General features: G+C 64.3%; 12 protein-coding genes. 5 read left to right on the top strand and 7 right to left on the bottom strand.

Features of this window, described 5'->3' with window-relative positions; genetic code table 11:
• Nucleotides 1–169: 169 nt before the first annotated feature.
• Nucleotides 170–862: a hypothetical protein gene (locus tag ACOWU6_RS03225; protein ID WP_421074703.1), complete on the top strand. Its 693-nt coding sequence runs from the start codon at nt 170–172 to the stop codon at nt 860–862.
• A 291-nt stretch (nt 863–1,153) separates the two neighbouring features.
• Here the strand turns inward: ACOWU6_RS03225 and ACOWU6_RS03220 are convergent, their stop codons facing one another.
• Genes ACOWU6_RS03220 through ACOWU6_RS03210 form a run of 3 tightly spaced genes read right to left on the bottom strand, consistent with a single transcriptional unit; the run spans nt 1,154 to nt 3,725 of the window.
• The gene (locus ACOWU6_RS03220; protein ID WP_421074702.1) at nt 1,154–2,119 is read right to left on the bottom strand and encodes a glycosyltransferase; all 966 of its coding nucleotides are present in this window, start codon (nt 2,117–2,119) and stop codon (nt 1,154–1,156) included.
• A gap of 33 nt (nt 2,120–2,152) precedes the next feature.
• Nucleotides 2,153–3,211: an acyltransferase family protein gene (locus ACOWU6_RS03215; protein ID WP_421074701.1), complete on the bottom strand. Its 1,059-nt coding sequence runs from the start codon at nt 3,209–3,211 to the stop codon at nt 2,153–2,155.
• A gap of 46 nt (nt 3,212–3,257) precedes the next feature.
• Nucleotides 3,258–3,725: a MarR family winged helix-turn-helix transcriptional regulator gene (locus tag ACOWU6_RS03210; protein WP_421074700.1), complete on the bottom strand. Its 468-nt coding sequence runs from the start codon at nt 3,723–3,725 to the stop codon at nt 3,258–3,260.
• A 53-nt stretch (nt 3,726–3,778) separates the two neighbouring features.
• On the opposite strand from ACOWU6_RS03210, the gene ACOWU6_RS03205 reads away from it, so the two are divergent.
• On the top strand, nt 3,779–4,147 hold the full coding sequence (locus ACOWU6_RS03205; RefSeq protein WP_421074699.1) for a VOC family protein: 369 nt from the start codon (nt 3,779–3,781) through the stop codon (nt 4,145–4,147).
• Nucleotides 4,148–4,177: 30 nt separating this feature from the next.
• Here the strand turns inward: ACOWU6_RS03205 and ACOWU6_RS03200 are convergent, their stop codons facing one another.
• The 4 genes from ACOWU6_RS03200 to ACOWU6_RS03185 all read right to left on the bottom strand — a co-directional run bounded on the left by ACOWU6_RS03200 (nt 4,178) and on the right by ACOWU6_RS03185 (nt 10,788).
• The gene (locus ACOWU6_RS03200) at nt 4,178–5,275 is read right to left on the bottom strand and encodes a glycosyltransferase (protein WP_421074698.1); all 1,098 of its coding nucleotides are present in this window, start codon (nt 5,273–5,275) and stop codon (nt 4,178–4,180) included.
• 177 nt (nt 5,276–5,452) lie between these two features.
• Nucleotides 5,453–7,177: a DUF4012 domain-containing protein gene (locus ACOWU6_RS03195; protein WP_421074697.1), complete on the bottom strand. Its 1,725-nt coding sequence runs from the start codon at nt 7,175–7,177 to the stop codon at nt 5,453–5,455.
• 243 nt (nt 7,178–7,420) lie between these two features.
• Entirely contained in the window at nt 7,421–9,181 is a 1,761-nt protein-coding gene (locus tag ACOWU6_RS03190; protein ID WP_421074696.1) for a right-handed parallel beta-helix repeat-containing protein, read from the bottom strand.
• Nucleotides 9,182–9,345: 164 nt separating this feature from the next.
• Nucleotides 9,346–10,788, bottom strand: coding sequence for a polysaccharide biosynthesis tyrosine autokinase (locus ACOWU6_RS03185; protein ID WP_421074695.1), 1,443 nt, complete (start codon nt 10,786–10,788; stop codon nt 9,346–9,348).
• 196 nt (nt 10,789–10,984) lie between these two features.
• Between ACOWU6_RS03185 and ACOWU6_RS03180 the strand changes: the two genes are divergently transcribed.
• Genes ACOWU6_RS03180 through ACOWU6_RS03170 form a run of 3 tightly spaced genes read left to right on the top strand, consistent with a single transcriptional unit; the run spans nt 10,985 to nt 15,057 of the window.
• Nucleotides 10,985–13,111, top strand: coding sequence for a polysaccharide pyruvyl transferase family protein (locus ACOWU6_RS03180; RefSeq protein ID WP_421074694.1), 2,127 nt, complete (start codon nt 10,985–10,987; stop codon nt 13,109–13,111).
• On the top strand, nt 13,108–13,968 hold the full coding sequence (locus ACOWU6_RS03175; protein WP_421074693.1) for a polysaccharide pyruvyl transferase family protein: 861 nt from the start codon (nt 13,108–13,110) through the stop codon (nt 13,966–13,968). Before ACOWU6_RS03180 ends, ACOWU6_RS03175 begins: the two co-directional genes overlap by 4 nt.
• Nucleotides 13,969–15,057, top strand: a complete 1,089-nt coding sequence (locus ACOWU6_RS03170; protein WP_421074692.1) for a glycosyltransferase — start codon at nt 13,969–13,971, stop codon at nt 15,055–15,057. It abuts the gene before it with no gap.
• Nucleotides 15,058–15,173 lie beyond the last annotated feature (116 nt).

Below are 15,173 nucleotides of genomic sequence, written 5' to 3'. Positions count from 1 at the left end.
ACGTTTCGACTGCGCTCGCTGGCGCTCGCTCCGCTCAACGACCGGGAGGACGGCCACCCCCGTTGAGCGAGCACGCCACCCCGGTCGTTGAGCGAGCGAAGCGAGACGAAACGACGCAACCTTCCTCGAGTTCCTGGCGCGCTGACGGCGCTCGACCACACTGGAACCCATGCAGTACGTCGAGGTATCGCCGGAGGACATCCCCGACCCGCGCGTGGAGTGGCGTCAGAAGCTCCGCGAGATGCCGGTGCCGGCGCTGACCTTCGTGGCGCAGAGACATCTCGAGAGCACCATGCCATCCGGATATGAACAGGGTCAGGACGGCCGCGGGCTGCGCGAGATGCGTGTCAGCTTCACGTACACGCTCATCCGCGATCCCGACAACCGGATGGCCCCGGGGAACCTCGTCGAGATGGACAATGACATGCGGCGTTCCCTCGAGGTGGCCTCCGCCCACCCTCGGCCGGACTGGCTCGTCGAGATGACCGAGCAGATGCGGTTCCCGCAGCTGTGGGAGGCCGTACGGACGACGTGGCACCGCGATCACTCGGAGGAGGCGTCTGTTGCGGGGGTGCTCGTCCAGCATGCGAACCACGTGCTGCGCAACACCTTCCGCGTCGAACACGGCCTCGAGGGAATCGCCGGCGGACTCCCGCCCGCGCCCGACATCCACGAGCGCGCGGTCCAGCGGCCGATCTCGCTGATGGTGGATGGTCTCGAGCTCGATGGCGCGTTCATCGACACCGACCCGCACATCTATGCGATCGGCGCGGAGCTGCCCACGGGCGGAATCGTCACGGTCGTCGTTCCTCGCGACGAGCTTCCGCTGATCACGCTCGAGCTGGAGACCGTTCCGCGCTGACGCGGATCGTCAGCGCCCCGCCTCCCGGTCGTTGAGCGAGCGAAGCGAGACGAAACGACGCCCGCCCCCGACGTCGGCTCACGACGTTTCGACTGCGCTCGCTCCGCTCAACGACCGGAAGGACGCCCCGCCCCGGTCGTCGAACGAGCAACCACCGCCGGTCGTTGAGCGAGCGAAGCGAGACGAAACGACACCCCGTCCCGACATCGGCTCACGACGTTTCGACTGCGCTCGCTGGCGCTCGCTCCGCTCAACGACCGGAAGCTCCGCTCAACGAGCGGGACGGCGCGCTCAACGACCGGAGGCCAGCAGCTCCCCCAGCGTCGCGTCGATCGTGCGCGCGGTCGCGTCCCAGTCGTATCCCGACGCGGGCGGATCGACGCGACGCGGGGAGGCCAGGGCCGAGCGGATGGCCCCGGCCCACTCCTGGACGTCGGTCGCGTTCTCGACGGCGCGGCCGCGATCGCCCACCGTCTCGGCGACCGCCGCGCAGCCGCGCCAGAAGAGCACGGGCGTGCCGGTCATGACGCTCTCGAGCGCGGGAAGACCGAAGCCCTCGAGGGTCGACGGCATCACGGTCGCCGCCGCGCCGCGGTAGTGGCGCGCGAGCGCGGCGTCGTCGATCCCCGCGAGCAGCTCGACGCGAGCCGAGATGCCCCGCTCCGCGGCCATCCGCTCGGCCTGCTCGTGCTCGCGCGCGGGCAGGAGCATCCGCAGTCGCGCATCCGGAACGCGCCCGAGGGCGTCGAGCACGACCTCGACGTTCTTGTGCGCGCGGAGGTTGCCGACATACATGAGGTACGGATCACCCGTGGCCGGCGCGACGTCGGCGCGGAAGGCGTCGGAGCATCCGATGCCCGCGTTGACGACCTGCACGGCGTCGTCGTCGAGCCACTCCTCGATGAGCGCCTTCGACGTCTCGGAGACGGTGAGCACGACCCCCGTCCGCCGCACGACCGGGCGGACCACGAGCCGGTAGTACGCGAGGTACTTCGCGCGCCCGGGCCACGGCGTCTGCAGCTGGATGAGGTCGTGCAGCGTCACGAGCTGCCGCTTCGCCCGCACGAAGGCGTTGTAGCCGGGCGAGTAGATGAGGCGGTCGCGCGGCACGGCGCGCAGCGCGTCCAGCGGGGCGAGGTGGTCGCCGTCGAGCCCGAGCGACTGCCACGGCGTCGTCAGCCGCGGGAGCACCTCGCGCGAGTAGCGCTGGATGCCGGCGATGCCATCCCACCGGGTGTCGATCGCGACCTGTGCCATGGGTTCCATTCTGTCGTCCCGGAGACCGGGCCCCTACCGCCGCTCCCCCAGCAGCGCGCGCTTCGCCGGCCGCGGCAGCTCGAACACGACCCGCGCGGGGGTGCGCATGACGAGCTCGTAGACCGCGACCGACAGGATGGCGATGGCGAGCGTCACCAGCAGCGGCGCCAGCGAGCGGATGACCGGGCGGTCGATCACGAGGCCCCAGTTCGGCACGCGCGACAGCAGCTCGAGCAGGAGTCCGTGCAGGACGTAGATCGGCAGGGTCCGGCGCCCGATCCACGCGAGCGCCCGGCCGACGGGCCGTGCCCGGCAGATCACCGACATGAGCAGCAGGAGCAGGATGGCCGCGGCCGCGTCGCGCGGAACCGACAGCACCGCGCCGACGTGCGGATCACCCATGGCCATGATGCCGCCCGCGCCGAGGTACACGGCGAGCGCGCCGAGCGCGAACGGGAGGTGCCGCGACGCGACGCGCTCACGCAGCCACGTCGAGCCGTAGACGCCGATCGCGAAGAAGACGGCGTACCGCATGAGGTTGCGGTACTGGTCGTTGTCGTCGGCGACCGGCACGTAGTGGCTGCAGATCGACACGACGACGAGGATCACGAGGACGAGCGCGGGGTCGACCCTGCGCAGCGTCGCCAGGAGGGCGGTCCACACGGCGAGCGCGAACACGTACCAGAGGAGCGTCTTCGGCAGGACGAGCTCGTTGAGGTACGCGTCCCAGCGGATGGCACCGGTCCCGCCGAGCGGGCCGGTCCAGACGTACGCGCCGACGAGCCCGGCGTAGAGCGCGAACGCGAGGAGCCACACCGCGTAGAGCCAGTACGACGAGGCGACCGACACGCGCACGGTGCGGTCGGACCATCCGTGCCGGATCCGTCGCGCCAGCAGCAGGCCGCTCAGCATCGCGAGCCCCGGGATGCGGAACGGCGTCATCGCGTCGATGAACCACGACCAGAAGCCCGTGGATGCCCCCGGCTGCAGATGCCCGAGGTAGCTCGAGAGCGTCGTGTGCATGAGCACGACGCCGAGCACGCAGATGCCGCGGGCCGCGTCGATCCACACGATGCGCTCGGTCCGGGCCATGCGCCCCAGCCTATGCGGGAGGGCTCGGATGGCCGGGGCCGGGCCGTCACGGCTCCTCGGCACGCTCCGCATCGCCGCGCCCGGTGAGCGCCGCGATCATGCTCCGCAGGGCAGACCGTGCCGCCTCCTGCTCGCGCGGGGTCATCCCGCTGACCATCCTGTCCTCGACCGCGCGGACGGCGGTGCTCGCCGCCTCGAGGCGCTCCCGACCGAGCGGGGTGAGCTCCGCGGGCAGCGCCCTCCCCACGCGGGCCTCCGCGGGCCTCGTCACCGAGCCGTCCTGCTCGAGGGTCTGCAGCAGGACGTTCATCGACTGACGCGTCACGAATGCCCCGCGTGCGAGTTCGGAGTTCGACAGGCCCGGCCGCTGCGCGAGCAGCTCGAGGCAGGCGTAGTGCGTCACCGTCATCCCGAGCGGTCGGAGCACGGCCTCCATGGCCGAACGGAGCGCGGAGGACGCCTCCTTCAGCAGATAGCCGAGGGATGTCTCGAGATCGATCACGTCTTGACTCATGTCAGAAGTCTGACATAGCCTCCTTGTCAGTTATCTGACACAAAGGAGCAGACATGCCCGTCACCGGCCCCGATTTCATCTCCCTGCAGGTGCGCGACCTCGAGGCGTCGCAGGCGTTCTACGAGCAGCACCTCGGTCTCGTGCGGTCACCCGCAGGGCCGCCGCACGCCATCGTCTTCGATACGACTCCGATCGCGTTCGCCCTGCGCGACATCGTGCCCGGGACAGACCTCGAGTCGGCCGCGCAGCCGGGCATCGGCACGGCGATCTGGCTCCACGCGACCGACGCGCAGGCGATCCACGATGCGCTCGCCGATGCGGGTCACACGATCGTCTCCGCGCCGATCGACGGCCCGTTCGGGCGCACCTTCACCTTCGCGGATCCCGACGGCTACCACGTCACGATCCACGACCGGGCGTAGGCGAGGAAGGGGCGCTCCGGCGCCCCTTCCTCACACGTTCCGCTCGACGAACCCCTGGATCTCGCGGGCGAAGACGTCCTCGCCGAACCGCTGCGCGCGCACGCGGCACTCCGCGGGCGACGAGGCGAGCGCCTTGTCGACCGCCGCGCGCAGCTCCGACGGAGAGTCCCAGTCGTGCACGTGCGCGCCTGTGACGCCATCGAGCACCGACTCGACCGCTCCCCCGATGGCGTTCGCGAGCACGGGCGTGCCGGCCGCCATCGCCTCGACGGGGATGATCCCGAAGTCCTCGATGGGCGCGAAGACGAGCGCCGAGGCACGCTGCAGGATGGCAGTCAGCAGCGGATTCGACGGATGGTGCACGAAGGTCACCGCGCCGGGGTACGTCTCGTCCGCGATCGTGCGGAGGCGGTCTTCGTCAGGCCCCGACCCGGCGAGCACGACCGGCAGTCCGGAAGCGCGGCCGGCGGCGATCGCCGCATCGAGGCGCTTGTACGGCACGAAGCGCGAGAACCCGAGGATGAACGACTCCGGCAGCGCGTCGAGCTGATCCTGCTCGGCCGCCGTCAGGTCGGGCTCCTCGCCGAAGCCGTGGACCGCGACGGGCGGGTAGATGACCTCCGACTCGCGCTCCCAGGCGTCGGCGATCCGCTCGGCGATGAACCGACTGTTCGCCGCGATCGCGACGGGCTCCTGCGCGCGCTTGCGGTCCAGCGGCTTCAGCACTGCGGAGACCGCACGGATGGGCAGGCTGTCGCCTCGTCCGTCGAGCTCGGGCACCCAGATGTAGCGCGCCGGCGTGTGCGTGTAGACGAGCTTCGGCACGTCGCGTGCCGGGCCACCGAAGCGCGCGTGGTGCGCAAACAGGTGCGTGCTCGCGAGCAACCAGTCGGCGTCACGCGCAGGGAGGTGACGCCATACCGTCGGCATGAACGGAAGGGCGAGCGCCTTGCGCCCGCGCAGCGGCGTGCGTGCGAGGACGGTCTCGTGGACGGGCTGCAGCCGGTCGCCGGCGTCATTCCACAGGCACCAGCGCTCCGCGTCGGGGAAGACCTGCGCGATGGCCTCGAACACGTTCTCCGACCCGCCTGCGGGCGAGAGCCACTCGTGCACGATCAGACCACTCACCGGTGTCTCCTTGTTGAAGCTGTGGTCTCGATCCTATGGGTCGACGACTGAGCGGACGCCTGAGGCAGCGGATGGCGCGCCGCGCGACTGCGGGGGAACCTCGCGGGGAAATCGCCGCCGACGCGAAGCGCAGCTGAGGCGACCACGCTCACGTTCCGCGTGGCCGCCCCAATTTCGTCAGCCGCAGCGCGGGCTCGATGTCTCGACCGGAACCGGCTTGACGAGCGGAGTGTGGACGACGCTGAGGGGGCCGTACTCCTGGTCAGGCGCACCGCTGAACGTCACCTCGAAGGTATGCGATGTGGCCGGCTGGTTTTCAACGCGGATGCGGACCGCTGGTCGCCCCTCGTCCATGGTGCCGACGTCCGGCTGCACCTCGACGCCGTCGACCTTCGCGGAGACATACGTGCCTCCGACGGGACCGTAGAACACCATGTCCGTCGCCTTCACGCCACGCTCGAAATAGCGGCCTGTCGAGATGTAGATCGGCAGACTCGCGACATCACCCGGCTGAAGGTTGTAGTTATACGTCGCCTTAGTCGTGAAAGTTGGCGCTTCGCCCGTCGCTGCGTCGCAGACGTTCGACGTGGCCTCAACTTCCATGTCGGCGTAGTAGTCGAGCTTGCCTTCGGTCGTGTCGTTGACGAATACCGCGAGGGCTGTCTCATCCTCGTTGTCGGCAGGCAAGGGGTTCGAGAGCGTGGTGCCCTGCACAGCCTGCGACTCGATCGGATCCGTCGAGGAGAAGTAGAGGCGCCCTTCGGCGCCCGCCCTGCCGAAAGCCTGAGCGAGTTCTACGATATCCACGGATCCGCTGGTGATCTTTTGGAATACGCCCGCCGCCGCTGCGGCAAAGTAGCCATCCTGCGCTGACCGTTCCACGGGGGTGGCCCCAGGGAACTTGAAGTACACGCCATTGAGCAGCGCCTCAACTGCGTTATCTGACGTCAGGGGTCCACCCACCGGCATGTCCACGGGACCCGTCGCTTTCAGCATGTACGACAGGGCAACTGGGTCAAGCGACAACACTCCGACCCCAGGGTCACCATGCGCTTCCTGCCAGAACGCTCTAACAATTCGAGCGGTCTCATTAAAATCGGGCGTCATGGTCGCGTCCTGGATCCATCTGCCCACCCGATCGCCATAAAGTGCGACGGTAGCCGGATCGAGCGCCGTGATCTCCGATTCACGCGCGTTGTTGAAATCGGTCGACGCGGCTTGCTGAGAGATCGCGATCCTTCCTTGATCCGCCGTCAGCATCATAAGCGAAGCAGGATTGCCACCCGTGGTCCGCGCCTCCGCATTGTTTTGCACGATGACGATGTAGTTCCTGGGTCCCTCCGCACCGAGCATGGTCGGAAGATGGGGCATTAGCTCACTGAGCCGAGCAAGCGTCGGCCACAACGCACCGACCGCGTCCGTCAACTTCCCCACGGCCGACGCGACGGGCGGGAGGAGAGTGGACGATTCAATCTCGGACAGATCAATTTGCACTCGTTCGGCGGCAACCGCAGCGTCGGCGACAGGAGCGCTTAGCGCTCGAACACCGTCGAGGTTGATAACCCCGTCTACTGGACCGATCGATGCGAGATCAACGCTCGCAAACGGGCGCATAGCGCCCGCCGCCAGGTCGTCTGCAGCAGCAGCAGCGAGCCTCACCGCCCTTAAATCGTCACCGAAGAACGGCACCAACTCCGCGCCACGCCACAACGGATGACTCGTCGCCGCTCGCGCCGCTCCTGTGCGCTCGGACACCTGCTCAGCGGCAGCTTGCGCCCTCGCATGATCGCCCTCAGCGATAGCTGATTGAACGTTGCTCGCCGCGGTCGGAATCTCATCGAACGCGCTCTTCGCGATAAATCCGCTTACGGCGAGAGCAGCCACGTAAATGAGGAGCAGCACGGGCAAACCCCACCCGAGCCAACGACGCAAAAGTAGACGGCGCCGCGCCCCGGCCTCTCGATCCGACTCGGTACCAACCACGGCCGGTGCCTCTCCCTGGTGTGAACTCATCGCTCCCAGCGACTCCTAACTCCATCGGCACAAGCGCGAACCCACCGCCCGAACGAGCAGCATCCTTCGCGATTCACCTGACTCGCATCGTAATGCGCGCCACGGCAGGCTCTCGACCGCGCCATCGAATCCCTAGGCCTCGCGGCCGTCCAAGGTTCTCCAGACTTTGCCGTCAGAAAAAACTACGAGCACCTTCTGGGCATCATATGCAAGCGTTCCAGCGGCAGTCGATCCAGCATCAAGGTCGGAGGCCAAGGGAAGCGGAGCGGTGTCACCGAGATTTCTCGGGGTCTCGAACGAGGCATAATTTCCGGTCGCGCGAATGTCGGCACCGTGCATCGACGTTATTCGCACAAGGGGTTTCACGCCGAGCATTGACTCACGATCTTCAAACACGGCGTTCGCGCTTGCCACGACTCGCCGCACCGAGCTCGCTTCAGGATCCTGGGGTGGTGCCGTTCCAATTGCAAAGTTGACCGCCGATGAAGACGATTTATATGCCGCCCCAGACGGGCTGATTGGCAAGCCCACACGCCTGAAAGAGTTGCCTGAAATGAGGACATCTTCCGCATCCCGGTCAATCAATATCCCAGCCTTGTGGGAGCGGACGACGTTATTTCCAACGATGACAATATTCTGCGCGATTTGACTCCCAGTCCCCCCGCGAATGAGGATTGCGGACCCTTGATATTCTGTTGCAGATCCGTCCGCGCCACGATGAACGTCGGCAATGAAGTTTCCCGTGATTGTGATGTCACGAGGACCCTCATAGAGGTTGATCCCGACCGCACCTGAGTGCACCACAGTGTTCCCCGTGCACGAAACACTACGGGGACCAGGGTCGCCGCTATACCCGCCAAGGTGGATGCCAAAGTAGAACGATTTTGAGATGATGTTGCCACTGCACGCGACATTGCGATTCCCGCGGGAAATGGACACGCCGTTGTCGGCCGAGTACTCAATGTGGTTTCGCGCGAATCTCACGTTCGCACAATAGGTGAAGCCGATATCCAGACAACGGTATGCGTAGCTGTCGTCGACAGCAGCAAGGCCCCTCACACCCCTCAGATAGATTGGAAGTGAAGATATCCCGAGGAGACGAACATTCTCCACACTGACATTCGAGAAGGCCAGCGTTGTATCCGCTGTCTCGTCAAGATCGCCGATCACTTCGATAGCGCGGTAAATCGCTAGACGCGGCTCTTCCTCACTAGCGCCGGACGGTGCGTACCTTCGCGCCTCTCGGGCAAATGCCCCCTTCCCACTCTTGACCCGGGTCCCTTCGTCGTCGTAGTCATAGAACGCAGCGCTGTCGAGATCTACCCCGTTCTCCAAACCGCCGTCGAACGCGATGCCGCGAATGACGATGTTTGACGCCCCCGTCGTGCTCAGAGGCTCATTGTCCGCCCCACGGGCTTCCTTCGAGCCAACGAACGCTTTCAATTTGACACGAGGCTCAGCACACCGCACGACCGATCCAGTCCGCGACTCGAAGACAACGTTCTGAAGGCCGTTCAGCGCAACAGGCGCTCCGAATTTGTACTCGTTCCGTGTAAGAAGCACAGTCCCGCCGCCATGCCGCGTCGCGGCGTCCGCCGCGCGACGGATGGACTGGTCATCGCGGTCGCCCTCTATAGCGTGAAGTTCAGGCAAGAATACGCCCAAGTGTTGCTCAAGCACCCGAGCATCGAACGCCTCTTTGCCCTCAGAAATCACGGGTACCTTCGCCCGTTCCGGTCTCGGAAGATTGCGCCCGATCTCGACGCCACCAGCCACCGATGCGGCGACGGCTCCGGCAGCTGAGAGTGACATGAATATCGCGCGTCGCGAGATACGCGATGCCGACCTGTTCCGATGACGAGCCTCATCATCGGCGCCGAGCTTCTCCGACATGCCTACCTCGCCCCCGAATCAAGGCCAGGAAACTGTTTTCCGATCCGCCCGTCCAACGTACGAGGAACGGTCGGAGGCCGACGCGCTACCCCCGCTCGAAAATCTGTTGGCCTCGCCTTCTCTGCCACCTCTACGCCGGGCCCCTCCGCGACATGCACACGAGCTCATCTTGCGGCTCGGCGCCGTCGCTGCCGACTGCTAGCGTCAGCACTCTCCTTCGCCGGCGACGCGCCGTACTCCTCGAGCGCGGCACTTCCATATCCCGAGAAGCCCTTACGCTCCGGTCCCTTGACCGGCACGTTGGTGACGACCAGGCCTACAAGCTTCGCTCCCGCCGCGTCGATCGCTCGGACCGCGGCAGACAACTCCTGCTTGCGAGTTCCCCCCGACGAGACAGTCAGAAGGAGACCACGAGTGTGCCTGCTCACAACGACGGCGTCGGTCACAAGCAAGAGCGGAGGCGCGTCGATGAGCACGTAATCGAAGTGCTCAGCAAGTTCACGCAACATCTGCGACATGGCCTTGGACCCGAGCAACTCGCTCGGGTTTGGCGGCATCTTTCCCGCGGGGAGCACATAAAGTTGGCGGCGCCCCCATCTCTGGAGCGCGTCAGCAAGGTCCGTCTGGGAAATCAGGACGTCCGTGAGCCCCACGCTTCCATCGAGATCCATCAATTCATGAATGGACGGACGCCTCAGGTCAGCATCGATGAGAACGACGCGCGCTCCGCTCTCGGCGAGGGAGATTGCCAAGTTGGTCGCCGTTATACCCTTGTCGTCCCCGAGCTCCGGGCTTGCGACGACGAAGCTGCGCTGCCCGTCACTCGCTTGCACAAATTGCAGATTTGTTCGGAGCGATCGGAAGGATTCAGCTCGTGGACTTCGCGGATCCGCATGGACGATTAGCGGCCGCTCGTTCGCCTCCGGCTCCTGCACAACCACGCCCAGCACGGAAGCATCGGTCGCTTGCTCAATGTCTCGCTGCGACCGAACCCGGTTATCGAGCAAGGCCCTGATCGCTGCGAACGCGATTCCGGCTAGCAGACCCAACGCAAGTCCGAATGCGAGGTTCGTCTTCAGCTTCGGGGTGACAGGTTCGTTCGGAACCGACGCCGGCTGAACCGTCGTCAGCTGCACGGCCGCTCCTCCGCCGCTGCCTTCTAGCTGCTCCTGCACGACCTTCGTGAAGCTCGCACCGACCGCGTTCGCGATGTCCGCGACTTCCTGTGCTTCGTCGCCGACGACACGCACTGTAAGCAGCACAGTGTCGGCAGGAGAGCTAGCCGACACTCGGGAGCCGAGCTGATTCGCCGATACCCCCAGATTGAGTTCTTCGATGACCGGATCGAGGACAGCCGCCGAATCTACGATGCTCGCGTAGCTGGCAATGATCTGCCGAGAGAAGTTCCCTCCCTGCACGAGCTCGCCCGTCGAGGACCCACCTCGCACCGAGACGTAGAGGTCCGTCGACGCCTGGTACGTGGGCGGCGTCACTGCCGTCGCCACCGCGCCACCACCCAGCCCCACGAGTGTGGCGACGATGATCGCGATCCAGTTCTTGCGCAGGATCCGAAGGTAGTCCTGAAGCTCCACGTAGTCTCCCGCCATGTCTCGACCAAGCAGCGATTCTTGCACAGAAGCGATGGGAGCTTGATGGACAGGCCACCGCCGCCGGCTGCGACCCTCCTCAGATTCTCCCTGAGCACCCCCTGTTAGCCTGGACGTCCAAACATCAAGGCTGTTCAGCTATCACGCCGACAGGGGCCTCGCAGGACTGTTGCTCCGAACACCCCGGGGGTTAGCTGTGCTCTTCGTGATTCGAGCCCATCCAGTGAGCATTTCAAGACGTAACCCGCGTGTCCTTCTCGTATCCGCAGACCGGACCACAGCGACCGGACGCCCGCAGAACATCGGCGACGCGCTGCTCACCTCGAGTCTTGCAGAGGCGCTCGCGGCCCAAGGATTTATTCCCAAGATCGCCGACTTCGGCGGCGAACGTTCGGGCGACGAAAGCCACGTCAATCTCGGTGGCCTCAGGGATCTTTATCGCATCATTGCCACGAGTGACGCGGTCGTGATCGGCGGCGGCACCCTCCTTCAAGACGATGCCAAGTCAGGGCCGCCATGGCGCGGATTGCCGCGCTTGCTCCTCGCGACAGTCCTCGCGGCGCGAGTAAGCCGCACACGTGTCGCCATGTTCGGGGTCGGAAGCAATCCCATTTCACGTTTGCTCCCGAAGGTGTTGCTCGGCGGCTCCCTGCTTGGCACTCGCGTGTGGGTGCGTGATCAGCTGACTGCCAATCTAGTAATGAATCAGTGGAGAAAGAGCGCCCCAGTCGCCGCCGATACTGCACTTCTTGGAGAGCCCGCTCCGCGAGGCGTAGGCATAATCGACCAAGGCCCGCTTGTGATCGCTGCGTATCCAGCCGAGATCTCGCTAATGACACCCGCCCAAATGCAGCACTTGCGTTCCATATATGGCAGTGTCCAGTTCCTCTCCATGCACCAGGGCCCGAAAGCAGACGCGAAATCGCTTCCTGCTGACATCACGGCGCTCCTCGATGCGATCCATGTCGACATATCCGTCAACGAAGCGCGCGAGGTCGTGCGTGGCGCGAGGGCAATTCTCTCGTCGCGAATGCACGGACTTTATCTTGGTCTCCTCGAGAATAAGCCGCTATGCGGAATGAGTTCGCGCCCAAAGGTGAAGTCGTTCTGTGAAGAGTTTGCCGTGCCGCGAATCGAAGTCAATGAACTTCCTTCGGAGCACCCGCTTCCCCTGCCAACCTCCATCCCCGCGCCGGAGCCGGTGCTTACGGCCCGTCAACGCGTATCGAGCGCACTTCAAGAACTTTCGGAATACTTGCGGGGCGATTCGGCGCGCCAGCCCACCGTACTCATGAGCTATTCCACGGAAAAAAACAGTCTGAACCCATTCACTCGACTGTTGTCGGGAGCCTTGGCGCGTTCCGGAGCAACAGTCAAAGATTTCAAATGGCCCCGTGCTCTGTTCGGCCGATACGACGTCTTTCACATGCACTGGCCCGAGCACCTCATCCGCGGGCGGCGCGGAATTAAGGCCATGGCGGTCCGGGTTCTTACGTTGCTGCTCGCCGTACGCCTCCGGGTGACGCGCGTCGCCGTTGTCCGGACGGTACACAACGTGGCGCCACACGAGGCACTGTCGCGACTGGACCGGTTCTTGCTTCGCTCGATCGATCTCACAGATTCACGCATCATCATGAATACCGCGAGGCCGTTCCCCGACGACGTGCCAACGACTTTGATTCCACACGGCCACTACCGCGGATTCTACGAAACAAAGATCGAAAGCAGCAATCGGGCGCATAAATCCGGGAACGGAACCTTCAACTTCCTCTTCTTTGGCCTCATCCGCAAGTACAAGCAAGTCGATCAGTTGCTGCATGCGTTCTCGGAGATCGACCAGGCAGAGCGCGTCGCCCTACGGGTGCTTGGAAGCATTGACGACGCGGCCCTCGAAAAAGAACTCAAGCGTGTGGCGGAACGGGACTCGCGAATTAGCCTGGTTCCGGAAAGAGTCTCAGACGACAACCTCATTGCCGCCATCCTCCACTCTGATCTAGTGGTACTCCCTTACCAGGATCTTTATAATTCCGGTGCCGCCCTCCTCGCGCTCTCCTTGCATCGACCAATCCTGATACCTGACAGCGCAGCCGCCCGCGAATACGCACGAGAGATCGGCGACGAGTGGGTATTGACCTACACGGGCAAGCTCGACGGCGCCACTCTGCACGCCGCTCGAGGTCGGGTACCGCTCAATGGAGCCACACCCGACCTATCGGCACGGGACTGGGCCGCAATCGCGAATAAACATCTATCCGTCTACGGAGCAGCAATCCGACAGAAGCGCGCGAAGTCGCTCATGAGTGGTCGGAGGGATGCTTCGTGACCGTGACCTTTGTGCGGGGAGTGCCAGTTGTGCATTGGAATCCCCGAAAGCACATCGTCCGCATACCGGGTGCGCCGTTCCGTTGGGGGCCCCGTATTAATAACTTCGGCGACGTGCTCGGCCTCGACATCGTTCAAGGTCTAGCCTCGGGCGCGCGAGTGACCCGTGTCTCCGACAGCCCGGTGCGGCGGCGCCCACGCGCGCCTCGGCTCCTCGCTGTCGGATCGATTATGCACCTCGCCGAGGATCGGGATGTGATCTGGGGAACGGGCATAAATGGAAAGGTCAGCGACTTCCGCTATCGCGCCAAGGAGCTCGACATCCGTGCGGTACGTGGGCCTCTCACTCGTTCGCGCCTTGAGTCGTGGGGGTTCGAGGTTCCAGAGGTATATGGAGACCCTGCGGTCTTGCTGCCCGAGCTCATCAGCCCTCCGGCAGTTCCAGAACGTTCTCAGGAGTACGTCGTAGTCCCGAATCTAAATGATGAGCCTTCGTGGCGCGGGCTTCCAGGTCTGATCAGCCCTCGGCAGGAGCTTTCGTACATCATTTCCAAGATCTGTCAGTCTGAGTTCGTGGTCGGATCGTCCTTGCACGCGATGGTTCTCGCAGACGCGTATGGCGTGCCCTCCGTTCTAGTTCGAAGCAAGAACGAGCCGCCATTCAAGTACGAGGACTACTACCGCGGAACAGGACAAGGCTCCTTCGTTAGCAAAGACAGCGTGGATGACGCGATCGCTGAGGCGCGCGCAATGCTCCGCTCGAATGCGTTCAACATGCCAAACCTCGACAGTGTCCGCGCGCGTCTGCGCGCTGCTTTCCCAACCGAATTGTGGACACGGACCGAAGGGGATGGATAGTTGAAGCGGATCCTCTTCCTGAGCCACACCCATCGCTCCGGACCTTTCAAGGTGGGTAGCTTCCACCTCTCGCGTGAGATGGCGCTGCTCGGCAATCAGGTCGCGCATGTCTCCACTCCTGTGAGCGCGCTGCACGCGGTCGCAGGAGTGGACCCCGCTAGGAGAAGCTTGCTTGCCGCTGGCCCCTCCCGCGCGGAAGACGGAGTCCTCGATTTTGTGCCGCGCTCAATGTTCCCTGTGCGATGGGGATGGAGTCGAAGAAGCCTCGAGCGGATCCTCGACCGGATCGAATTTGACAGTGTCGACTTCTGTTTCGTCGATCAACCACTGATGGCAGCACGGACGCCCCGAATCCGAACTGTCATCTTCCGTCCCACGGACATCAAGACCCACAGAATTGACGCGGCACGCGCGAACAAGGTCATGGCCAACATCGCGGACGGCCTAGCCGCCACTTCTCCCTTCGTTGCCGACTCGCTGCCGAACCCTCGCGCTGTGCCGACAATTGTTATCGAGAACGGATGTGAGGTATCTCGATTTCAGCGGGCACGAGCGTCATCGCATGGACGGAGCGGTTTCGTCTATGTCGGAGCGATGGATCACCGTTTCGACTTTGACGCCGTCAGACGCGTCGCCATTGAGTTCCCAACGGAAGAAGTTCACCTCTACGGACCTGTCCCCGAATCTGCCCCCTCGATTCATGCAGAGCATCCGAATATTCTTTTCGAAGGCGTAGTGGGATACGAACAGGTGCCAGATGTTCTCTCGCGCGCAAAGGTGGGCCTTCTGCCTTTCACGCGAACCGCGGCGAATCGTGGCCGCAGCCCGATGAAACTCTACGAGTACCTCGCCGCCGGTCTAAGGGTGGTCAGCTCGGAAAAGCCGCGGGCCGACGAACGCATCAATAACGCGGTCTTTTCGTATGGAAGCCTGTCCGAGCTTCCCAACGCAGCAAGTCGCGCCCTAGGCGCAGATGTGGACTACAACGCCGTCGACGCCATGATCGCGGGGAAGGACTGGTCCCAGAACGCCAATCGTCTTCTCGCCTTTGCTGGGAACGTTGCCTCATCAGATCGTGCTCGGGGATAGCGAGGCGCAAATGAACAAACCGCCGTTGGCGCGCCGGAGTCTGCTTCCTCTCGGCAGGTATCCGACCACGCGCAGGCTATCCGCTGTCCCAGCCGAGCCTCGGATAGTAAGAATCC

The sequence above is a fragment of the Microbacterium sp. SA156 genome, assembly GCF_049065455.1.
GTDB lineage: Bacteria > Actinomycetota > Actinomycetes > Actinomycetales > Microbacteriaceae > Microbacterium > Microbacterium barkeri.
The sequence above is the reverse complement of the archived record's forward strand: the minus strand, read 5'-3'. Positions and strand labels throughout refer to the sequence as shown.

Excerpts from the sequence above, each read along its gene's own strand:
- ACOWU6_RS03225 (WP_421074703.1), top strand. The coding sequence starts at position 170 with ATGCAGTACGTCGAGGTATCGCCGGAGGACATCCCCGACCCGCGCGTG.
- ACOWU6_RS03220 (WP_421074702.1), bottom strand. The coding sequence starts at position 2,119 with ATGGCACAGGTCGCGATCGACACCCGGTGGGATGGCATCGCCGGCATC.
- ACOWU6_RS03215 (WP_421074701.1), bottom strand. The coding sequence starts at position 3,211 with ATGGCCCGGACCGAGCGCATCGTGTGGATCGACGCGGCCCGCGGCATC.
- ACOWU6_RS03210 (WP_421074700.1), bottom strand. The coding sequence starts at position 3,725 with ATGAGTCAAGACGTGATCGATCTCGAGACATCCCTCGGCTATCTGCTG.
- ACOWU6_RS03205 (WP_421074699.1), top strand. The coding sequence starts at position 3,779 with ATGCCCGTCACCGGCCCCGATTTCATCTCCCTGCAGGTGCGCGACCTC.
- ACOWU6_RS03190 (WP_421074696.1), bottom strand. The coding sequence starts at position 9,181 with ATGTCGGAGAAGCTCGGCGCCGATGATGAGGCTCGTCATCGGAACAGG.
- ACOWU6_RS03185 (WP_421074695.1), bottom strand. The coding sequence starts at position 10,788 with ATGGCGGGAGACTACGTGGAGCTTCAGGACTACCTTCGGATCCTGCGC.